This window comes from Halothiobacillus sp., from assembly GCF_028710545.1.
Classification (GTDB): domain Bacteria; phylum Pseudomonadota; class Gammaproteobacteria; order Halothiobacillales; family Halothiobacillaceae; genus Halothiobacillus.
On sequence record NZ_JAQTTX010000008.1, the window covers coordinates 42780 to 65199 of the forward strand.

Annotated in this window: 19 protein-coding genes; 11 read left to right on the top strand and 8 right to left on the bottom strand. The window is 53.4% G+C overall.

All coding sequences use genetic code 11. The features are described from left to right. Positions 1-332 precede the first annotated feature (332 nt). On the top strand, positions 333-548 hold the full coding sequence (gene ccoS / locus PHD44_RS02670; RefSeq protein WP_298219894.1) for a cbb3-type cytochrome oxidase assembly protein CcoS: 216 nt from the start codon (positions 333-335) through the stop codon (positions 546-548). Positions 549-616: 68 nt separating this feature from the next. On the opposite strand, the gene metG is transcribed toward ccoS, so the two are convergent. Beyond that, positions 617-2674 (bottom strand): methionine--tRNA ligase, encoded by a 2058-nt coding sequence (metG, locus tag PHD44_RS02675; RefSeq protein ID WP_300187803.1) that lies wholly within the window; start codon positions 2672-2674, stop codon positions 617-619. A 174-nt stretch (positions 2675-2848) separates the two neighbouring features. On the opposite strand from metG, the gene PHD44_RS02680 reads away from it, so the two are divergent. The 3 genes from PHD44_RS02680 (at position 2849) to PHD44_RS02690 (ending at position 5707) form a co-directional block, all read left to right on the top strand. Beyond that, complete coding sequence (locus PHD44_RS02680; RefSeq protein ID WP_300187805.1) at positions 2849-3790, top strand: hypothetical protein; 942 nt, start codon at positions 2849-2851, stop codon at positions 3788-3790. Between the two features lie 66 nt (positions 3791-3856). Then, the gene (gene murB / locus PHD44_RS02685) at positions 3857-4867 is read left to right on the top strand and encodes a UDP-N-acetylmuramate dehydrogenase (protein WP_300187807.1); all 1011 of its coding nucleotides are present in this window, start codon (positions 3857-3859) and stop codon (positions 4865-4867) included. A 195-nt stretch (positions 4868-5062) separates the two neighbouring features. Then, the gene (locus tag PHD44_RS02690) at positions 5063-5707 is read left to right on the top strand and encodes a peroxiredoxin (protein ID WP_300187809.1); all 645 of its coding nucleotides are present in this window, start codon (positions 5063-5065) and stop codon (positions 5705-5707) included. Between the two features lie 240 nt (positions 5708-5947). Here the strand turns inward: PHD44_RS02690 and PHD44_RS02695 are convergent, their stop codons facing one another. The 4 genes from PHD44_RS02695 to PHD44_RS02710 form a co-directional block, all read right to left on the bottom strand. Continuing rightward, on the bottom strand, positions 5948-6448 hold the full coding sequence (locus PHD44_RS02695) for a DsrE family protein (RefSeq protein ID WP_300187811.1): 501 nt from the start codon (positions 6446-6448) through the stop codon (positions 5948-5950). A 631-nt stretch (positions 6449-7079) separates the two neighbouring features. Next, the gene (locus PHD44_RS02700; RefSeq protein ID WP_300187813.1) at positions 7080-7748 is read right to left on the bottom strand and encodes a thioredoxin fold domain-containing protein; all 669 of its coding nucleotides are present in this window, start codon (positions 7746-7748) and stop codon (positions 7080-7082) included. A 69-nt stretch (positions 7749-7817) separates the two neighbouring features. Next, positions 7818-9098, bottom strand: coding sequence for a hypothetical protein (locus tag PHD44_RS02705; protein ID WP_300187815.1), 1281 nt, complete (start codon positions 9096-9098; stop codon positions 7818-7820). Beyond that, a complete protein-coding gene (locus PHD44_RS02710) occupies positions 9095-10972 on the bottom strand; it encodes a vWA domain-containing protein (RefSeq protein ID WP_300187817.1) in 1878 nt (625 codons plus the stop codon). Before PHD44_RS02710 ends, PHD44_RS02705 begins: the two co-directional genes overlap by 4 nt. A gap of 58 nt (positions 10973-11030) precedes the next feature. Here PHD44_RS02710 and ettA point away from each other — a divergent pair, with 58 nt between their 5' ends. Both ettA and PHD44_RS02720 read left to right on the top strand, forming a co-directional pair. Next, on the top strand, positions 11031-12695 hold the full coding sequence (ettA, locus tag PHD44_RS02715) for an energy-dependent translational throttle protein EttA (RefSeq protein WP_300187818.1): 1665 nt from the start codon (positions 11031-11033) through the stop codon (positions 12693-12695). Between the two features lie 88 nt (positions 12696-12783). Beyond that, complete coding sequence (locus PHD44_RS02720) at positions 12784-13599, top strand: HDOD domain-containing protein (protein ID WP_300187820.1); 816 nt, start codon at positions 12784-12786, stop codon at positions 13597-13599. Here the strand turns inward: PHD44_RS02720 and PHD44_RS02725 are convergent. After that, positions 13596-13895: a hypothetical protein gene (locus PHD44_RS02725; RefSeq protein ID WP_300187822.1), complete on the bottom strand. Its 300-nt coding sequence runs from the start codon at positions 13893-13895 to the stop codon at positions 13596-13598. The two genes, PHD44_RS02720 and PHD44_RS02725, sit on opposite strands and share 4 nt — an antisense overlap. A gap of 96 nt (positions 13896-13991) precedes the next feature. Between PHD44_RS02725 and PHD44_RS02730 the strand changes: the two genes are divergently transcribed. Together PHD44_RS02730 and acnB are read left to right on the top strand one after the other, a co-directional pair. Next, entirely contained in the window at positions 13992-14576 is a 585-nt protein-coding gene (locus PHD44_RS02730; protein ID WP_300187824.1) for an NUDIX domain-containing protein, read from the top strand. A gap of 441 nt (positions 14577-15017) precedes the next feature. Then, complete coding sequence (gene acnB, locus PHD44_RS02735) at positions 15018-17600, top strand: bifunctional aconitate hydratase 2/2-methylisocitrate dehydratase (protein WP_300187825.1); 2583 nt, start codon at positions 15018-15020, stop codon at positions 17598-17600. A gap of 114 nt (positions 17601-17714) precedes the next feature. Here the strand turns inward: acnB and PHD44_RS02740 are convergent, their stop codons facing one another. Continuing rightward, a complete protein-coding gene (locus PHD44_RS02740; RefSeq protein WP_300187827.1) occupies positions 17715-18428 on the bottom strand; it encodes a YebC/PmpR family DNA-binding transcriptional regulator in 714 nt (237 codons plus the stop codon). Between the two features lie 158 nt (positions 18429-18586). Between PHD44_RS02740 and PHD44_RS02745 the strand changes: the two genes are divergently transcribed. Beyond that, complete coding sequence (locus tag PHD44_RS02745; RefSeq protein ID WP_300187829.1) at positions 18587-18805, top strand: hypothetical protein; 219 nt, start codon at positions 18587-18589, stop codon at positions 18803-18805. 9 nt (positions 18806-18814) lie between these two features. After that, entirely contained in the window at positions 18815-19282 is a 468-nt protein-coding gene (locus PHD44_RS02750; protein ID WP_300187831.1) for a YcgN family cysteine cluster protein, read from the top strand. A gap of 171 nt (positions 19283-19453) precedes the next feature. On the opposite strand, the gene gluQRS is transcribed toward PHD44_RS02750, so the two are convergent. Further along, entirely contained in the window at positions 19454-20389 is a 936-nt protein-coding gene (gene gluQRS, locus PHD44_RS02755; protein ID WP_300187833.1) for a tRNA glutamyl-Q(34) synthetase GluQRS, read from the bottom strand. A 31-nt stretch (positions 20390-20420) separates the two neighbouring features. Here gluQRS and PHD44_RS02760 point away from each other — a divergent pair. Continuing rightward, the coding region (locus tag PHD44_RS02760) for a lytic transglycosylase domain-containing protein (protein WP_300187835.1) at positions 20421-22420 on the top strand (2000 nt) is incomplete at its 3' end.

Genomic DNA, 22420 nt, shown 5'->3' on the forward strand with positions numbered 1-22420 from the left:
GGCCTTGCGTTAATCCCCGGTCGGCTCAACGGCTACTTAGGGGAGGTCTGCACAAATGCAGACCTCCCCGAGCAGGGCATGGAGGCCCTGCCGCACAATGACGTAAGTCATTGAAATGCGGAGCACAAGACGGGCGTGTACCGGCTTGTGCGTGTCTGCACGAAGCCATGGATGGATTCGTGCAGAGATTCCTTATGTTAAAGCCTGCTTGTTGCAGGCTTTTTGTTTTCCTGATGCGGAACTTGTCTTTTTGGCGTAGGCTCGAAGTAAATAGCAGGTGAGGGCTCGGCTCAAAGCCGGGAACGGCCGTGAACGTGTTCAGAGGTTTTAAGATGACTGTTTTATATTTATTCGTACCAATCAGCATGGTGATTGCCGGGATCTTGGTTTGGGCGGCTTTTTGGGCGATCAAGAATAACCAATACGAAGATTTGGAAGGCCCCGCTCACCGTATTTTGATGGATGACGATGATCCTCGCATCCCGACACATCATCATTCAAACGAGGATGCCCAGTCGGAATCGAAGCCAGATAAAAGCAAGAATTAGCGGTTTTGCTCTTTCCAAAAAAAACCGCCATTTGGCGGTTTTTTGTCAGCCGATTACGGCGTTACAACCTACTTAACACGCATGCCTGCGGTGGCGCCTTCGTCGGGTGACAAAATGAATAGCCCGCCTTTGCCGTCGCCCGCGGCCAGTACCATGCCTTCCGACAGACCGAATTTCATCTGGCGGGGTTTGAGGTTGGCAACCATAACGGTATGGCGGCCAACGAGGGTGGCCGGATCATAGGCCGACTTGATGCCGGCGAAGACTTGCCGGGTTTTGCCTTCGCCAATATCAAGTGTTAAGCGCAACAATTTCGCGGCACCTTCTACATGCTCTGCATTAACTATGCGTGCCACACGTAAATCCACGGCCGTGAATTGATCGATGGTGATTTCTTCTGCAATCGGTTCGATTTCAGCGCCTGGGGTTTTTTCTTCCAGGGTTGGTGCAGGGTTTGCTTGATTCATGGCTTGGGCCTCTTCTTGTGTTGCTTTGAGCAGGGCATCCGTCGCGGTTTGTTCGATGCGCGTCATCAGCGGTTCAAAGGCGTTGATTTTGTGTCCAACCATCGGGCGCGCAAGATCGGACCAACGGAATTCAGGCAGGTTCAGGAATTGGGCCGCTTTGGCACTCATGGCCGGCAGGACGGGCGTGAGGTAGGTCATCAAGATGCGGAAGGCATTCAAGCCATCGGTACACACACCTTGAACGGCGGCGAGGCTGTCGGGCGACTTGGCCATGGCCCAAGGTTTTTGTTCATCGATGTATTGATTCACGAGGTCAGCCAAAGCCATGATCTCACGCATGGCTTGGCCGGTTTCACGCCGCTCGTAGCGTGTCTTGATGGATTCGGCGGCGGCCACGAGTTGTTCGTGGAGCACATTGTGGGCGAGTTCGGCACTCAACTCACTATTGAACTGCTTGTGAATGAAACCGGCGCAACGGCTGGCAATATTGACGACCTTGCCGACCAGATCCGAGTTGACGCGCACACGGAAATCGTCGAGCGACAAATCGATGTCGTCAATACTGCCGCTGAGTTTGGCCGCGAAGTAGTAGCGCAAGGCCTGTGGGTCGAGGTGGTCGAGGTAGGTGCGGGCCTGGATGAACGTGCCGCGCGATTTGCTCATTTTCTCGCCGTTGAGGGTCAAAAAGCCATGCGCATACACCGCTGTCGGCGTACGCAATCCGGCACCCATGAGCATGGCGGGCCAGAACAGCGTGTGGAAGTAGGCAATATCCTTGCCGATGAAATGGATCAGCTCGGTTTGGGCGTTTTCACCCCAGTACTCGTCGAAATCAAGCCCTGTCGATTCGGCCAGTTTCAGGAAGGCCCCGATATAGCCGATGGGCGCATCCAGCCACACATAAAAGAATTTGCCGGGTGCGCCGGGAATTTCAAAACCGAAATAGGGTGCATCGCGTGAAATATCCCAGGCCTGCAGGCCGCTATCGAACCATTCCTGTAACTTGGCGCGGATGGCGGGCTGTACCCGATCCTCGCTCAGCCACTGTTTGAGCTGGTCTTCCATTTTCGGCAGGTCGAAGAAATAGTGTTCGGAATCGCGTTCAACGGGTGTCGCACCGGAAAGCACCGAGCGCGGGTTCTTCAGGTCGGTCGGGCTGTAGGTGGCACCGCATTTTTCGCAGTTGTCGCCATATTGATCGGCCGCGCCGCACTTGGGGCATTCGCCCTTGATGAATCGGTCGGGCAGGAACATTTGCTTTTCCGGATCATAGGCTTGCTTGATGGTTTTACGACTGATCAAGCCACGAGCGTCGAGCCGCTGGAATATTTCACTGGCCATGCGCCGGTTTTCTTCGGAATGGGTGCTGTGAAATATGTCGAAGCCAATCATGAAATCAGCAAAATCAGCCTTGTGGCTATTGCCTATGCGTGTAATGAGTTCTTCGGGCGTAATGCCTTCCTGTTGCGCCTTGAGCATGATGGGCGTGCCATGCGTATCGTCCGCACACAGATAGCGGCATTCATTGCCGAACAGTTTTTGTGCGCGCACCCAGATATCCGTCTGGATGGTTTCGATGATGTGCCCCAGATGAAGGGGGCCATTGGCATAGGGCAGGGCTGATGTCACCAGAATGCGACGAGGGGCTTGAAGTGTCATAAAACGCAAAAGTTCCGAGATAAAAGTCTAGGATAAATGTCTAGGAAAACCGGGCCGCGAAGTTTAGCATGAGGACTCGATAAAAGGCCGTTGTGGCGATGTGAAAGGTGATGGATGGATTCCACAGCAAAACCCGTACTCAGCATTCGGCCCGTGATGGACGGTGTTTGAAGGATGCATATTTTAGTTTGTTTAGATTCCGATCCCCTGCGTAGTTTGCCCGTTTGGGCCGCGTTTACGGACGCGCAAGATGCGATTCCGGGTTTGAAGATTACGATCGCCGGTACGCCTGAGATCACTCGGTGCATCAAGGCGCACCCGGCTGTAACCGGTAAAGTGGTGATTGACGAGAAGGGACTGACTCTGCCGCGTTGGCATCCTTCTGGTTGGTCGGCACGGCGTGAGGCCAGGTCGGCTAGTGCTGCTTTGCTCACAGCGCCGGATGTCGTGATTGACCCGTTCGGCACGTCACAAACACGCGCATTCACACGCCTTGTGAATTGGCGTCGGGTTGGTATCGCCGATCTATCGCAACCCCGTCGAGACAACGATTATTCGTCGGTTTTCCCGCTTCCGTCCGAGCTCCACCCGCTCCAGGCCATACGGGTTTTGTTCGCGGCCGCATTGAACTACTCCCTCCATGACCTTGCGCCCAACTACGGTTTGTTGACCTCCCCCGTTAAAGCAGATCAGTCCGCAGGCAATACAGAGGCTGATTTGATTGTCGACGTGAGTTCACTGCCCTGGGATGCACAATCATTACAGCAATTCAGGAATCGAATTGCTATGACCCCGTTGCGAGTAACCTATCTTGAAGAAGATCATGCGCTTAACCCGGCTCAGCGATTGCTGAAACACTGGCCAACGATTTTGACGGCGCACTATATCCTGACCGGGTTGAATGCCAGTGCGTGGCTCGCTGCCGCGCTGGGCCGACCGGGGTTGTGTTTGTGTCCCGCTGATGCGGCCAGAAGCATGGGCGTTATCTCGACCCGTTGGGCCACCCAGCAGATGATCAATTTGGATCACCCGCCATTCAATCAGCCCAATATCGTTGTCGAATCCATTATTCAGGTGCTGCAACGCCAAGCCACCGCTGTTGCCGATGCGAAATAAAGCATATAGGGTATTTTTGTGAATTCGGGATTTAAGCTTCTTAACAATGAACCCGTTGGCAACACCATGCGGGTTGACGCCTGCGCGGATCAATTCATACAAATCGACCATATCGAGCGCGCCTTGGCTAATCCCCGGTTGCGTGAAGAATGGCTTGCCGATCCACAAACGCTGGTCGTAGGCGGGGGCAGCAACATCCTGTTTGTCACGGAACGCATCGGTAAAGTAGTTGGTATCAAAGCGGCTGATTATGGTTTCGTTGATGAGGGGGAGACGGTATTGGCGTTCGCCGAAGCGGGACTGGGCCTTGATGATTGGGTTCGTCTGACCGCAGCACAGGGCTTGTATGGGCTTGAGCGTCTTGCCGAAATTCCGGGGACGGTTGGTGCCGCGCCGATCCAGAACGTCGGTGCCTACGGTATGCAGTTGTGTGATGTGCTTGATTCTGTCGAGCTATGGGATCGCCAGAAACAGGTAGCACTTCGCTGGTCGGCCGAGCAATGCCAATTAAGCTATCGCAACAGCCGGTTCAAGTTGGAACCGAATCGATGGTTGGTCCTGCGTGTATGGGTTCGTTTGCACAAAAGGCCGCCGGCAGATTGGCCGAATCTTGCTTATCCCGGTCTGGCCGATGAGGCCGAAGCGTATTTAATGACGAAAAAAACACCCATGTCCGCACTTGTTGCGAGTGATATGGCCGAAATCGTGACCCGAGTGCGACGAAAAAAACTCCCCGATTGGCGCCAACGGCTCCCCGGAAGTTTGGGGAGTTTTTTTCATAATCCCATTGTATCTAAGCAGCACGCAAACAAGCTGAAGGCCAATTGGCCCGATGTACCGCTCTATGCACTGGATGATCCCGATTCCGTCAAGCTTTCCGCCGGATGGCTGATTGAACAGGCAGGATGGCGAGGGCGCATATTTGGTGCCGCCGGTGTTTACGATCGTCATGCCTTGGTGCTGATTAATCGGGGTGGCGCCGATGGGAAGGAAATTCTGCAACTGGCCGAAGCGATCGAATCGGATGTCTGGAGGCATTTCGCCGTACAAATAAAAACGGAACCAATGATCGTGTAATCACGCTGAAAGATCGCTATGGTTTAATCGATAAATACAGGATGATAGGCAGCATCTATCGAATCGATAGGAATTTTTCATTTTATTTATCTATCATGTATTGGTAAATTTAATTCCACAGCACGGCTGTAGAACGATGCCTTCAGGCAAATGAATCGTTTGATCCAATGTATAGACCAACCAGGAGAATTGACCATGAGTGATGTTTCCATTTCATTGCCCCGTTTGAACGAACGCGCACCGGAGTTTGACGCACCCACAACCCACGGCCGTAAAACGCTGAAAGACTACGAAGGCAAATGGCTGGTGTTGTTCTCGCACCCTGCCGATTTCACCCCTGTTTGCTCCACTGAGTTCATGGCGTTTGCGAAGGCGGCACCTGATTTCAATGCGATTAACTGTGAGCTGTTGGGTTTGTCGATCGATAGCAACTACTCCCATATTGCCTGGGAACGCAATATCAAAGAGAAGTTTGGCGTGGAAATTACCTTCCCGATTATTGCCGATCTCTCGATGAACGTCGCAAGCATGTTCGGTATGGTGCATCCAGGCGCTTCGGATACTCAAGCGGTTCGTGCCACGTTTGTGATCGATCCGGAAGGCGTTTTGCGCGCCATGCTTTACTACCCGATGAGTAACGGTCGTTCGATTCCGGAAATTCTTCGTCTGGTGAAAGCGCTGCAAACCTCTACCAAGTACGGCGTTGCCACACCAGAAGGTTGGCAGCCAGGTGACAAGGTCATCGTGCCACCTCCGGCAACGGCCCAAGAAGCCGAAGCGCGTATGAATAGCGGTGAATACGAATGTGTTGACTGGTACTTCTGCAAGAAGTCACTTTGATTACATAATCGATCAAGGCAGTACTTCACGTCGTGTGAAGTAACGCACAGTAAAAAAGCCCGAACAAATCGGGCTTTTTTGATTTTTGGGCACCTCGAAAAACCGTCACGGGCTTACGCAAGCTTAATGTGAGGAAGGCGCCAGCCCACGTTAAACCGCAATCGGACAGCACAACAGGTTATTCGAGCTGCCCTGAAGGGATTTGTTGCACGACTTTATGGCAACCAATATATAGTTAGACTAATTATAAACCGGTACTAATTGATAGCCCTTGGCTTGCCAACCCATGACAGAAAGAAAGCCAGAACGAACGACTTGGATTCCAGGCAGAATAGTGTCATTGTCAACTTTAAAGGCAGCAGTCGCGGCACTGCAGGCCTCCATTTCAACCCCCAAGGATTTAAGACGCTTAACTTGTTCAGCAATTTTTTTCAACACGTCACCATGCTGGATACTGACATCATCGGAAGGTTCGCTGGTAATGTACTTTACAGAATCGGCGATAAAGACGATGCGTTGAGTAGATTTAACACCCTCTAAAGCTAAATTTTTACGGTTGCTTTCAATCCCTTTAAGGTATGCCAATAACAAGTTAGGGTTCGCCTTACGGACATCATAGATGACCTTAATTTCCTGGATGCCGTCTAAGGCAGCCTTATTGTTTAATTCAGAGGCCTGGACTAAGGGCCCTGTTATTAAAAATGATGTGGCCAGCACACTAGCAATCCATAGATTTTTCATGGTCTTAACCTCGTTTTTATATGACTTTGGGGATCTCGAAAAACCCATTCCTTGGGGTTTTTCGAGGAAGTTCGTTGAGGAAAGTCCGCAACGAACTTGCTCTGGCTCAATCGCATACGCGGGCTTGCGCCAGCTTAATGCGAAGCAGGCGCAAGCCCGCGTTATTGAACCACACCACAACCCTGTGGTGTAAGGCGCGGACGCCCAGCCGTTCAATGACATAGGTCATTGAAATACTGATCTCGGGCCTGACGTGTATCGGATCGAGCGTATCTAAATGGGGGCTCACGCCTGCTTCGCATTAAGCTGGCGCAGGCCCACGAAGCCATGAACGGATTCTTGCAGAGTAGAAAGTGCATAAACTGCAGACATCAAATTCGTCATGTAACCAACGCACCGATATTGCAACCCAATCTATGATGATCATACGGCATGTGTATGAGTAGTATCGATAAAATTGCCTGTTGTTAAATCAAGGCTGTATATCACTCCGGCCTGCAAGAAAGGTTTTAGGATCTGAAAGCTTCCTCGGCACAATCTTCGCTTCGGGGATCGGCAGAAAACGTTCCTCTATGGGCGGAGTAACGTCAAGAAGCAAGGTTTCCTTTTGCAAGTTACGATACGGATACATCTATTGATGCTGCTTACCTTTTATTGGTTGCCCGCCGCCGAAGCTGCCGGCTTCCACATGTGCCAGAATTTCCCTTAACTGTGCTTCAGAGCGCTGACCTGAGAAATAAAAGGGTTTGCCATCATCTGCTTGGAACACCACCACGGGGATGCCGTACAAATTCTGTCCCTGCAAAATCGATAGGTTTTCAACCAGGATGGTTTGCGTTGCTGCATCCACGTGCTTGGCCGGTGGGATGCCGCCACCGGTATCCGAATTGAGAAACCCATAATTCTTCTCATTGGTCATAAAAGCCTTCAGCGGATCGGGTGCCTGAATGATGGCTGCCGCCTTGGCCGTCGAATTGCTGCCTAGCATACCCAAGGGTATCCAGCGAAATTGCAGATCGGGCCTATCTTTGCGAATCTTCATCAACGAATCGAATACATGATGACAGTAGGGGCAGTTCGGATCGAAAAACAGATAGACGATTTTTGACCCGTTGCCATCCTTAATCCAACTGGAATCGACAAGATCGTTCATCAGGTTTTGGGCGACCACCCGATCTTGTGCTGCGGTAGGCGTCTGTGCATGCACCGGCGCATTAAAAAGGAAAAGTGTTAAGAGCACACTGGCCAAGAACGGGATCAGTCGCTGTTGTTTGGAGCCGCGAAGATGAAGATCGATCATGAGATGGTACTCTAATTTAGTTATCAGGCTATCTATTTTAGACGTTATGAGCCCAATACGTTTCTTGCGTCATGGTTTTTTGCTCAAATCGAGTTCGTCGTCATCCAGATTAGGGAGCGTGGATGGTGTGGTCGCTACTTTTTTCTGCTGGCGACTGATTTCAGCGTCCAGAAGCGCATCGATGTCATCCAGGTCAAGGTTGAATTCCGTGGTATCTGGCGTTTTTTCTGGCAGCTCAACGGCATCCAGATCAATTTGCTCTTCACCGGGTTCGAGTTCTTCTTCGCCAACTTGATCTACAGTTGAGGTGTCATCGCTGTTTGGTGTGCTGCTGGTTTCTGCAAGATCAACAGCTTTCGGTTCTTCGGGTTGTTTTACTGTTGCACTTTCAGTTGCCTTCGTAGGCGCCGCTCGGCTTTGAATTTCTGTTTCTTCCGCTTTTTCCATACGGATGGATTTGACAGGCGTTGACGGTGCTTGAACAGCTCCTGGTGAGTCTTCCTTGTCATCTGTGCTTACAGTTGCGGCTGCATCCTCATGCTTATTTTTGGGAGCCTTGGGTGCAGGTTCTGGAGACGACATTGGTGGTGGAGAGGTTGTAGTCGGAACGACCTCCACGCTTTCGTCAGCCAGGATTTCCTCTTCGAACACATCAATGCCACTGTTCATACTGGCATCGGCGGCATCCACAGCTTCCTGCTGATTCATGCCCTTATCAATGGATTGAAGATAAATCAGCGCGCGCAAGATCTGTGGAACGCGATAATCGGCCTCGACACCGAATTTCCGTCCGTATTCACCGACAATAATGCTGACCGATTTCAATGCTTCAGCAAGTTGTGCCGAGCGTTCGGCTTCGGCTTTCTGGCTGGCCACGAGTTCGGTTTGCAACTGCTGAATTTGCGGTGCGTTTGCCGAATTGTCGGAAATGGGTTCAGCCGCTTGTTGCTGGCGGAATATGGCCGTAATCTGGTGTAGGTCGTTGTGCCGGATCGTCATGATTTGACGTACGGCTTCACGCAGGCGTTCCGCTGATGGCTCAAGCCAGGGTTCCACCAGTTCGTTGATTAGTTGCAGGCTACGCTGCTCGTAATCGTCCAGCTCATCGGGGGTCAGGGTCTTACCGGTTGCCAGCGCCTGAACATGGGTATGAAAGGTTTCGGTGGCAGTTTCTGCCAAATCATCCCGTTCATCGAGAAGCGATCGGGCCGCATTGATCCGTTTGCGGCGACCAAGCCAGCTGATTAAACCAATGGTCAGCACCAGAATCAATAAAACCGCAGCAGCTTCCGTTGCCAGAATGGCCCAGTTCTCGGTGAACAAACTGTGTGTGGCGGCTGTGATTGTCATACTGATTGTGCCTCTTTGAGCAGTTGGCGGTGTGTGCGTTTCACCTTTTGTTGCCAAAGCCATATACCCAGCCCGATCAAAAGCAGTGTTATGACATTGATAACGATAATGAGCATCCAGTTGATCTTACCCGAAGCACCTTCTTGCGCCTGTTCGACAGGTTCAGCCTGTTTGGGTTGTGCCTCGGTGGGTGTTAGGGCGGCTAGTTTGAATGGTTCAAGCACAAGGTCGATCTCCCTGTGTGTCGTCAGTTTTGCTTTAAGCACGGCGTTGAGGACACAGTCAGCCGTTGTTTCATCGGGCGTAGGGAACATCATGGTGGTGTGTGTCAGATTCCATTCGATGGGTATGGGCGCGACAATTTTGTTTGATTGGGGTTTATTTGAATACTGCCCATCGGAATGGGTCCGTTCGCACTGCCATTGCCCGATTAATTTGGCCGTATTGGGTTCGAGCACCGTGGGATCCTGAGTGACTTGAATCTGGCGCATGATCTTTTTGACGGGTAGGGTGGGGTGTCCCGCCGTACCATCCGCATTTGCGGCTGGTGGGACTTCAACTTCGGATGAAACGATTTTGAGTTGCACTGGTGGCATCGGCGCCATGGCAAAATTCTGGCGCCAATCACGCTGGAAGGTCGGGCTGCTCGCTGTGGCGACCAGGCTGTAAATACCTGCTGGATCAATCAGATGAAGTTGATAGTTGAATCTGCCATCACCACCGATGATGTCCGGGTCTGCGCCTTGATCATTGAGTTTGATTGAGGTAATGAGTTCGCTTCCTTTTTGTTCGTCGATCGTCGCCTTGATGGTTTGTGTTAATGCGGCTTTGGTAATCGGTTGATCATGATTGGTCAGCATCAGCGCGCCATCGATCCGTTCTCCGGGGTAAATGCGCGTTGGCAAGGGTGTCAGGCGAAGTTTGAGATCGGTGATGATCAGCGCCCGGTTGTCCGGATCGAGTGCGCCGATAATCTGCCACGCTCCCGCAGGCGGGTTTTCGATGGTGACCAGATCACGGCCGCCACTGTCATCCCAACGCCAACCCGTTTTGGATTTGCTGCCTTGGGCGTCAACGATTTGACCGTTGGGTAGCTTGAGTTTGGTCTGTTCTTCCGGTTTGTCTCTGAACGCGAGGATGGTCAGTTCTTTGACGGCGCTATCCACCAGAAACTTGTTGTCTTTCAGCGGGAGGCCATCTCGGGGCGCAGCCGCTTCGAATATCTTGAGAAAAGCGCGTTGCAATGCGTCGGCCGAATCGGCTTCGACAAAAATGCCGCCTGTGTCGGCCGCAATCTGGGAAAGCAGCTTACTGTCGGCATCTTTTGACAAGGCGATCGTGTGCACGCGAATATGTTCGGCTCGAAGTTGTGGCACGAGTTTCTGCAAAAGCGCTGCTTGTGCTCGAACATTGATGGACTTGTCCGGTGAGATATCAACCATGCCATCGGACAGCAGCAGAATGTTACGGTCCGTGCCATCGTTCCAGGTGGCTGCAGCCGCGGTCAGTGCGGCGGGAATATCGGTAAAGGGTTCGTTGGAACGGATTTTTTTGGCGGTTTGTCGGACGCGTTCCTTTACCTTTGGATCAGCACTGGCAGTTTTTAGCATGGGGCTGATCTTGTCGCCGAAAAACCAGATGCCAATTTGTGCGGAAGGTGGTAGCAAATCGCCCAGTAAGCGCAAGGCGGGGCGCCTTAAATTTTGCGGGTCGGTTTGCTTCATGCTGCCGGAAACGTCGATCAAAACATGCAGTTCAGGCGGAGTGGCTGCCAGAACGGGAGCGCAAATCAGCCCGGTAATCAGCAGAATAAGAAGCCCCCAAAGGGTGGATGCATGCTTTCTGAGGGGCGGGCTTGTCGGTGGTACTGGCATCCTTACCTCGATCTGATTGATAATACCCGCACATTTTACTCTCAAAACCCAAGGTCGTATGGCGCAATATATCTTCACCATGAATGGGGTCGGCAAACTCGTCCCTCCGAAAAAATTTATTCTCAAAGACATTTACCTCAATTTCTTCCCTGGCGCCAAAATCGGCGTATTGGGTTATAACGGTGCGGGCAAGTCTACTCTGCTGCGCATCATGGCCGGAGTCGACAAGGACATCATTGGTGAAGCACGTCCTCAACCCGGTATTCAAATTGGCTATCTCAAGCAGGAGCCTGATCTCGACCCGGCCAAGGATGTGCGTGGCAATGTCATGGATGGCGCGGGTGAAACGGCGCGGTTGCTTGAGCGCTTCAATGAGATAAGCAATGAGTTTGCCAACCCGGACGCTGACTTTGATGCTTTGCTGGCCGAGCAAGCGGAATTGCAAGACAAAATCGATGCTGCCGGTGGCTGGGATCTTGATCGCAAACTCGAAATCGCTGCCGATGCGCTGCGTCTACCGCCTTGGGATGCGGATGTCACCAAACTCTCCGGCGGTGAGCGCCGACGCGTGGCGCTCTGCCGTTTACTGCTTTCCAACCCGGATATGTTGATTCTCGATGAACCAACCAACCATCTGGATGCGGAATCCGTTGCCTGGCTTGAGCGTTTTCTGCAAGAGTTCAACGGTACCGTGGTGGCCGTAACCCACGATCGATATTTCCTGGACAACGTGGCCGGCTGGATTCTCGAACTCGACCGTGGTCAGGGTATTCCGTTCGAGGGGAATTACTCCGAGTGGCTCGACAGCAAGGAAAAGCGTCTGGCACAGGAAGAGAAAACAGAATCGGCCAAGCGCAAGGCGATGGAGCAGGAACTGGAGTGGGTCCGGCAGAATCCCAAGGGGCGTCAGGCCAAATCCAAGGCGCGTCTGGCCCGATTCGAGGAGCTTCAATCCGAAGAATTCCAGAAGCGTTCGGAAACCAACGAGATTTACATTCCGCCAGGACCTCGCCTGGGCGACAAGGTGATCGACGTTACCAATCTGTCCAAACAATTTGGTGACCGCGTGCTGTATCAAGGTTTGTCGTTCTCAGTGCCCAAGGGCGGGATCGTCGGGATCATCGGCCCCAATGGCGTGGGTAAATCCACGCTGTTCAAGATGCTGATTGGCGAGGAGAAACCGGACGCCGGTGAAATCTCCATCGGTGAATCGGTACAGATTTCCTACGTGGCGCAGGGTCGCGACGATCTTGAAAATAACAAGACCGTCTGGGAAGAGATTTCCGGCGGTTACGACAACATCACGGTCGGCAAATATGAGATGCCTTCGCGCGCCTATCTTGGCCGCTTCAACTTCAAAGGCCAGGATCAGCAGAAGTTCATGAAGGACTTGTCCGGTGGTGAGCGCAATCGCGTGCATCTGGCCAAGTTGCTCAAGTCTGGTGGCAACGTGCTGCTGCTCGATGAACCGACAAACGACCTCGATATCGAAACCCTGCGGGCGTTGGAGCAGGCGATTCTTGATTTTCCGGGCTCCGCGCTGGTCATTTCGCATGACCGCTGGTTCCTTGACCGAATCGCAACGCATATCCTCGCCTTCGAGGACGATGGCTCCGTGGTGTTCTTCCAGGGGAACTTCCAGGATTACGAAGCGGATCGGCACAAGCGGTTGGGCTCGGATGCCGATCAACCCAAACGGATCAAATACACCCGATTGGCCTGAGTGTTTTTATGTTTTGGCCAAAAGAACCCAGCAGTGAATGACTGATTACTGGTGTGCATGTGCCGCCAGTTATAACAAGGAGCTTCAAATGGTTAATCCTGCTTTGGAACAGGCCATTATCAATAAAATCATGGAGAAGGGCATTGCGCTTCCTGTACTGCCTGATGTCGCAATTCGCTCACGGCGTGTGGCGGAGCAACCGGACAGCACGATTCAGGATCTGGTGGATGTGGTCGCACAGGATCCAGCCATTGCCGCACGCCTGATTCAGGTCGCGAACAGCGCAATGTACCGTGGTGTACAGAAGATTAACGGCTTGCACCAGGTGATTACGCGCCTTGGTATGCGCACAGTCAGTCAGTTGATCGTATCGTTATCCACCCAACAGCTTTTCAAGGCGAATCATGTCGTGATCAAGAAGGCGATGCAGGAACATTGGTCCTTCTCTGCCCAGATCGCGGCTTTGTCCCACCGTATTGCCAGGGAGTACACCAAGCTCGACGTCGACCAGGCGTTGTTGGCCGGGTTGCTCCACGGCGTGGGGGGGATCCCGGTGATTGTGGTGGCTGAAGATATTCCCAAGTTACAGGAGGCACCGGCTCTGTTGAACGAACTGGTCATGAGCCTGCAACCACGGTTGGGTGCCAAGATCGTTCAGGCCTGGGATTTCCCGCCGATGTATGAAGACGTGGTACGGGAAGCGAATAACCTCGACTATACGCACGAGGGTTCGGCCAATCATGCCGACGTGGTCATCGCGGCAATCGCGCAGGCCAAAGGGTTGACCGAAACACCGGATGGCAAGCCCATTCCTGCCGCTGAAAAACTGGGTCTCGATTTGAGCGTGAGTTTGATTGACCAGGAAATTGACGATGCAATTCGAGCACTTAGCGCGGGTTTCTAATCTTTGTTATTAAGAAACTCATGCGCCCGGATTGCGAGATCAGGATGGAGTTGTCTTTGTAAATCCGGATGCAGCACGTTTCCGGATTCGCTGAACAGGCTCACGGTCCAACTGGGTACGCTGGTTTCTTGAGGCCTCCCCAGATGATCGAGACGAATTTCTTCAGGCGCTTCGGGGCTGCTCATGACCAGTGAAGGGGGGTCTTCTAAGATATCAATCACCGTTCCGCGGCGGTGGCCAATCGTCAGCGTGCTACCGATCAGTGGTTCGAGTATTTGAATCAAGGATGGGGACATGGGGTACCTTCTGCTTTTCCCGTCTGGCCGTAATAGTCTTATGAACTTCGGTTAGCATAACCTGCCCGGTCATATCATTAACCAATCAGGATGAAGATGCAGTACGAATTACTGAATATAGAACCTTTGTACCGTGGTTTTTTTGCGTTGAACCGCTACCGTCTTCGCTTCGAGCGCTATGACGGTGGCTGGTCGCCACAAATCAGTCGGGAGATATTCGAGCGTGGTCACGCTGTGGCCGTTCTGCCCTTTGATCCCAAACGACGTGAAGTCGTGATGATTGAACAGTTTCGACCCGGTGCGTTCGATGCGCCGGGCGGACCCTGGCTGACTGAAATTGTGGCGGGCATGATCGAGGCGAATGAATCGGTAGAATCTGTTGCCCGACGTGAAATGAAAGAGGAATCGGGACTCGAACCCGTGCGTCTGATACCGATCACGCGCTATTGGGTCAGCCCCGGAGGCACCACGGAGAGCATCTATTTGTTTCTTGCTCTGATCGATGCGGCTCCGACCGAAACATTTTTTGGTTTGCCGGAAGAGCACGAGGACATCAAGCTGCATACCATGTCTCTGGACGAAGCCTTGGCCCGTATCGATTCCGGCATCATTTGTTCCGCGGCCCCGATCATTGCCATGCAATGGCTCGATCGGCATCTGTCGCGTTTTTGTGATGATTAGAACCTGCTTATTTTTGTCGCATAAATTTCGCGTACAGGTCGATAATTTGGCAACTATATGTTTGTTAATATGTTTTTGATCCTCATGTTGAGGCAGCCATGTAAGAAAATTGTGCAAGCCGTGTGTTTTTTTCCCAATGCCGCGATTCATTTGCGCCTATCGAGATAAAACCAGACAATCAAATACATTGAACAGGATGCCCGGATGAAAGCCGTAAATACGGCATTGCTCAAGGGAAGGTCTACACGAAAGCAGACCTTCCCTTGCAGGGCATGGAAGCCCTGCCGCTCAATGACGTAAGTCATTGAAATGCGTAGCACGGAACGGGCATGTACCGGCCCGGGCGTGTCTGCACGAAGCCATGGATGGATTCGTGCAGAGATTCCCAAGGGCTCCCGTATGATCACAGCAAATAAGAATTTTGAATTTGAGGAAACCGTCATGCTTGAAGCCTATCGCACCCATCAACAAGAACGAGAGCAGCAGGGGATTCCACCCAAAGCGCTAACGGTCGAGCAGACGGCCAGCCTGATCGAACTGATTAAAAATCCACCGGCCGGGGAGGATAGGGCGTTCCTGTTGCACCTGTTGACCGAATGCGTGCCACCGGGGGTCGATCAGGCTGCCTATGTGAAGGCTGCTTTTCTGGCCGATGTCGCGAATGGTAAGGCCAGTTCACCCTTGATTGATCGGGTGCAGGCGGTCAAATGGCTTGGCACCATGATCGGCGGATACAACATCGATCCACTCGTGGCGATGCTGGACGATGATGTGGTGGGCGACGCGGCGGCGGAGGCGCTCAAAGGCACCGTATTGATCTACGATGCCTTCCGTGATGTGGAAGATAAAATGCGTGCAGGGAATGTTCGCGCCAAAGCCGTGATTGAATCCTGGGCGGCCGCCGAGTGGTTTCTGAACAAACCCGCACTGGCCGAAGAAATCACCGTCACGGTGTTCAAGGTGCCGGGCGAAACCAACACCGACGACCTCTCGCCCGCGCAAGATGCCTGGAGCCGTCCGGATATTCCCTTGCATGCGCTCGCGATGCTCAACAGCAAAATGGCTGATGGCCTCAGCACCATTGTCAGCTTGAAGGAAAAAGGCCATCCGGTCGCTTATGTTGGGGATGTGGTCGGTACGGGTTCCTCGCGTAAATCGGCCATCAACTCTGTACAGTGGGCGATGGGCCGCGATATCCCGCACGTGCCCAACAAGCGAACCGGTGGCGTGATTCTGGGCAGCAAGATCGCGCCGATTTTCTTCAACACGGCTGAAGATTCGGGCGCCTTGCCCATCGAAGTGAATGTGGATCAACTCGAAACAGGGGATGTCGTGACCATCCGCCCCTACGCCGGTGAGTTGCTCAAAGAGGGCAAGGTCATCGAAACCTTCCAACTCAAGCCGACAACCTTGCCAGATGAAGTTCGGGCCGGTGGCCGGATCATGCTGATCATCGGTCGCGCGCTGACCGATCGGGCGCGTGCCGCCTTGAACTTGCCTTCGTTCGACGTGTTCCGCCGCCCGATTCAACCCAAGGATACCGGCAAGGGGTTCACCCTGGCGCAGAAAATGGTCGGCCGAGCTTGCGGCGTCGAAGGCGTGCGCCCCGGCACCTATTGTGAACCGCGCATGGCGACCGTGGGCAGTCAGGACACCACCGGCGCCATGACCCGCGATGAGCTCAAAGAACTGGCCTGCCTCGGCTTCTCCGCCGATCTCGTCATGCAATCGTTCTGCCACACCGCAGCCTATCCGAAGCCGGTCGATATCGCGCTGCAGCATGAACTGCCGCAATTCATCAGCACCCGCGGCGGCGTTTCCCTGCGCCCCGGCGATGGCGTGATTCATAGCTGGCTCAATCGCATGATTCTGCCGGATACCGTTGGTACCGGCGGCGATTCGCACACCCGTTTCCCCATCGGCATTTCCTTCCCGGCCGGTTCGGGGTTGGTTGCCTTTGCCGCTGCGCTGGGCGTCATGCCGCTGGATATGCCTGAATCCGTTCTGGTGCGTTTCAAGGGCGAAATGCAGCCGGGCATCACCCTGCGCGATTTGGTGAACGCGATACCCTATGTCGCGATTCAACGCGGCTTGATGACGGTGGAAAAGAAAGGCAAGAAAAATGTTTTCAACGGCCGCGTGCTGGAAATCGAAGGCCTTCCGAATCTCAAGGTTGAGCAAGCGTTCGAATTTGCCGATGCCTCGGCCGAGCGCTCGGCCAATGGTTGCACCGTTCGTCTCGGCAAAGCGCCCATCATTGAGTTTTTGACCAGCAACATCACCTTGTTGCAGTGGATGATCGCCAACGGATACGAAGACAAGCGTACCCTCGCGCGTCGTATCGAAGCGATGGAGCAGTGGCTTGCACGCCCTGAGTTGCTCGAACCCGATGCCGATGCCGAATATGCCGAAATCATCGAAATCGATCTCGCTACCATCACCGAACCCTTGCTGGCCTGCCCGAACGACCCGGACGACATCAAGCCATTGTCCGAAGTGCAGGGCACCCACATCGATGAAGTCTTTATCGGTTCCTGCATGACCAATATCGGCCACTACCGTGCGGCCGGGAAAGTGCTGGAAGCCAATGGCGGTTCCGTGCCCACCCGTTTGTGGATTGCACCGCCCACTCGCATGGATGAGCACCAGCTCACCGAAGAAGGCTACTACAGTATTTTCGGTAAAGCCGGTGCGCGCGTCGAAATGCCGGGTTGCTCCTTGTGCATGGGCAATCAGGCTCGCGTGGCCGATGGTGCTACGGTGGTTTCCACCTCCACACGCAACTTCCCGAACCGCATGGGTAAAGACGCCAATGTCTATCTCGCCTCGGCCGAGCTATCAGCGGTGGCTGCCTTGCTGGGCCGCCTGCCGACCAACGAGGAATATCAGGCCCAGGTCGCCGGGCTCAAACCCTTGGCCGATGATATTTATCGTTATCTCAATTTCAACGAGATCGCGGAATATCAGCAAGAGGCCATTAAAGGTTTGCAAATGATCAGGGATATTCCGGTGGTCATGATGTAACGGCACATGAGTGCTGGATAATTAAAAAACCCGGGGTTTGATGCTCCGGGTTTTTTTGTTTCCGATTTATACTGGATCAGTTTCGTGCCAGCGTTCTTGTCGCCCTTGAATGAATCAATACACCGCGTCGTGATAAACGCTTTGCACGTCTTCCACGTCGTTGAGCATATCCAGCAGTTTTTCCATGGTAGCAACATCGTCACCGCTGATTGGCGTTGATGTTTTGGGCACAAACTGAATCTCGTCCACATCGAAGTCAATTTCACCAAAGGTGTTGATCAAAGCTTGACGGGCTTTGTTATATTCGGTGTTTGGCACAAACACGGTCACCTTGCCGTCTTCGCTTTCGATATCGGTGACATCGACATCTTCCATCAGCAGGGCTTCGAGCACGGCATCTTCTTCGCCATTGAACACAAAAATAGCGGAGTGATCGAACTGGTGCATGACCGTGCCCGGCGTGCCGAGTTTGGTCTTGGTTTTGGTGAAACAGTTGCGCACGTCGCCGATCGTGCGATTGGGGTTGTCGGTGAGGCAATCGACCAGAACCACCACGCCACCGGGGCCGAACCCTTCATAACGTGCCGGAGTGTAGTCTTCGCCGAAACCGCCCTTGGCTTTTTCAATGGCCTTTTCGATGACGTGTGCGGGTACCTGATCCTTTTTCGCACGTTCGATCATGCTGCGCAGCGCCAGATTGCCGTTAGGATCGGTGCCGCCGGTTTTGGCGACGACGTAAATCTCGCGGCCATACTTGCTGTAGACTTTGGCTTTGGCATCGGCCGTTTTGGCCATGGATTCTTTGCGGTTCTGGTAGGCTCTGCCCATGAGGTTCTGCTCCGGAAAATCGTGAGCGCGGATTCTAACTCAAACCCACACCGTTGTTTAAATTGCAGGCTGTGGGTCATTGAACTCGATAACGAAGTACAGTCACAATGATCCAGATTTATTTAGGTGGTCGGAGGGCGATGATAATGGATGGGACAATGTATCTGAAAAAACCATGGTTGGTGCTGGCAGGAGGCGTTCTTGTCCTCTTTGCGCTCCTCGTGTCGGGATGTGGCGCGGGCGGCACCGCGACTAATGCCGCTGCCGAGGCGCAAGCGGCCAAGGCGGCCAAGCAGGATCTGGATTCGGCCAAACGTCAGATTGATGCCGCCCAGAAGTTGCAGGATCAGCGCCTCAAGCAAGCAGAGCAGCAATAGGGCACCCGAATGACTGAACAAGACAAGCCGTTCTGGCTGAGTAAACGTTTGTCTGAAATGACAGCCGAAGAGTGGGAGTCGCTCTGCGATGGTTGCGCGAAGTGCTGCCTGCAGAAAATTTCCGATGAAGACGATAGCGAAGTCACGGTGTACTACACCGATCTGGCCTGCGATTTGCTGGATTTGAACACCTGCCTTTGCGGTGACTATCAGAACCGACATGAAAAAGTGCCCACCTGTGTCTGGCTCAAACCCGAGGATCTGGATGAATTTCATTGGCTGCCGGCGACCTGTGCTTATCGTCGATTGGCCGAGGGGCGTGATTTGCCCGAATGGCATCCGTTGAAAACCGGCCGGGCTGATTCCGCTCGAACGGCGGGTTTTTCGGTTATTGGGCGAGCCCGGCACGTCGATGGACTGGATGAGGATGACTGGCCGGAACATATTGTTGAGTGGCCTTTAGAAGAAAGCCCTTAAGGAAGCTCTGAACAACGCCATCCTGGCGTTTTCTGAGGGCGAAAATCAAAAAATGTGATTTTTGATTTTCTTCATGAACAATCACTTGCATGATCGTTCATGGCGGCACGTCCTTGTGCCGCACGGAACCTCTGATTTAATCAGAGGTTCCTTAATATGGGTTCGGAATGTTTAACGTGAATTAGCTGTTTTTAGGTACTGTTTCGCCCATTGTTCGGTCCAATCTGCGAGTATGACCTCAATGCCGGTCTGCACTGTCGGTGTTTTCAGCCCAAGGTGTACAGCGGCCGCCATGAGATTTTCTCGCGCACGGTGACTATCCAATGCAGGCGCGTGATTGGTCTTGCTGAGTTTGAGTCCATTTCTTCCCAGCACAAGTGGCAAGTGTCCGTACACTGGCAGAGGCGTATCCGGGTACAGGGCCTGATGCAGGGCGATATGAAGTGGTGTGAGCGATGAGAGGTCGGCACCACGCACCACGTGGGTGATGCCCATCGTTCGGTTGTCGACAACCTCTGCCAGATGATAGGCAAAAACATCGTCCGACCGCCGCAAAATCGGGTCACCGATGGTTGTGGATAATGATTGTTCTATCTGCCCCAGAAAGCGGTCGGTGAATTGGATGGTCCCGGTGGGCACGATAAATCGAATGCCTGCCATTTCGTGTTCGGAAACAGCGCGTTCCCGGCACGTGCCCGGATAAATGGGGCCGGCGAGACCTTCACTGGCCCGCCCGTTTTTTACGGCATCACGGAGCTGTTTGCGCGTGCAGGTGCAGTGGTAGGTGAGGGCGTTATCCGCCAATCGGTTCAACGCCTCCGTGTAGATAACATGTCTGGTTCGCTGCCGGACAATTTCTCCATCGGGCACCAGCCCATGTGCCGAGAGTTGGGTGATGATTTGCTCGGTGGTTGCCGGCAGGCATCGTTGTTCGTCCAGATCGTCAATCCGTACTTTCCATATCCCGTTGTGCGCACGCGCATCAAGATAACTGCCGAGTGCGGCTACCAGAGAACCCAGATGCAATGCGCCCGAAGGCGTCGGTGCAAATCGACCGATATAGGGGGAAGTTGTTTCGATGGCGCGGTGCCGTTTCGTTCTGTCCATTATCTCGTTACTATGGTCTTAGGTCGTTCAAATGCCAACCTTGGCCATGATTCAGGCGGCTCAGCAGCAGGTGGATATGAAGATGAATTCGGATCGATCATTACGCAACCTTTCCGTTCGCTGGAAAAGATTGTTGTTACCGATCATGGTGCTCACGACGATGGTGTTCGCATGTGCTCATGCAGATGCGAACGTGCCCAAGCCGACCATAAGCCCAGCCACCACCCATGTCACTCCAAATGTCATTACCGATTGGACGCCGCCGCCTGCCTTTCTGGCCGGAATGGCGGCCATCGCTCAAGGTGATTCTGCCGCAGTGGATGCCGCAATTGCTGCACTGAAGGATAATCCATTGGCGACCTACCTTCGCTTCCGCTTCCTGCTCGATCCGCCGACCTCTGACCCAGCACCCGTCATTGCGTTCTTGCAGGCGCACCCGGATTACGTATTCAGCGCGCAGTTGAAAAGCCAGACATTGAATCGCTTGATTAGCAAGCAACAATTTGCCGACTATCAACTACTTCAAGCAGTCGCTCCTGAACTGAAATCCAACCGACGGCTCAGTTGTCAGGGTTGGCAAGCGGCACTGGCGCTTGGGACGTTGTCTGCTCAGCAGGTCAAGGATGCAGAACAATTCTGGGCCCAGGGCCGCAACCAGCCATCCTATTGCGATCCGATCTTCAAGTGGTTGCGGGCCAATGACAAACTGACGCCAAATCTTTATCGTCAGCGAATTCAGGCGTCGATGATCGCGGGCAACCCGAGCTTCGCCTCGTATTTGGTTCGGGATGGAACATCGCGAAAGATCAGTGGATTGGACACTTATTTCAAGCGTTGGGATGAGGCTCGTCAGGATCCTCAAAGCACCTTGCAACAGGCGCTGAAACGATACCATTCATATCCCGGTCACGACGAACAGGCGCTGCTCATTCAGGCGTTCAAGTGGCTGGGGCGCAGTGACCCGCAAGCCGCGCATGATTTGCTTGCCCGGTTGCCTAAGTCCTGGCGAATCAAGCCGGATGAACAGGCCGAAATTGCACGCGTTATCGCGCTGAAGGCCGCCTATACCCGCATGCCGCAGGCGTATGACTGGCTGATGGCTTTACCCGAATCGGTTCAGGATAAAGAAACGCGCACCTGGACGGCTCGTGCCGCTTTACGTGCTGAGGATTGGGCGCGGCTGAAAGTCGCTATCAATACCATGCCTGTTGATCTCTCTCAAACGCCGCAGTGGCAGTATTGGCTGGCGCGCGCTGATGCCGAGCTCGGCAAGAATCAGGATGCCAAGGCGCGTTGGCAGGCATTGGTTCATACCCCAAATTACTATGGGCTGCTTGCGGCCGACCGCTTGGGAATTGCCTATCCGTGGCCAAAAATCCCACCGCTGCCCGTGATGAATACCCGTGAAGTGGAAAAGAACCCAACCGTACAACTTGCCTTTTACCTGCATGCAGCGGGGTTGACGGATGATGCCCGGCGGGCGTTCCTGTCTGCCCTCAATGAAATACCTCCCGAGCAGATTCCCGCACTAACCCTGCTTGCCGAGCAGTCAAAATGGCATGATCGAGTATCGATTGCCATTGCCCGGATGAACAAACAGGACGATCCGCACTGGTTTTCGGCACGCTTTCCGACCCCTTGGGAGTCGACGGTGGACGCTCAGGCCAAGGCGCAAGGCATCGCTTCAAACTGGCTGTATGGGGTGATCCGGCGCGAAAGTCTGTTCATGAGCGATGTCGGCTCAGGTGCGGGTGCGCAAGGATTGATGCAGCTCATGCCGAACACCGCGCGCTGGATCAATCGCAAGGCCGATCTGGGTTTGACGACGATGAACCTGCATGACCCCAAGACCAGTATCACCCTCGGTGCCGCTTATATCTCTTACCTTAAAGACAAGTTCAACGGTCAACTGCCACTGGCGATTGCTGCTTATAACGCAGGTCCCGGCAGGGTGCGCCAGTGGTTGCCGGAAGATCGGAATCTGCCGGGTGATGTCTGGGTGGATACGATTTTGTTCGATGAAACACGTAA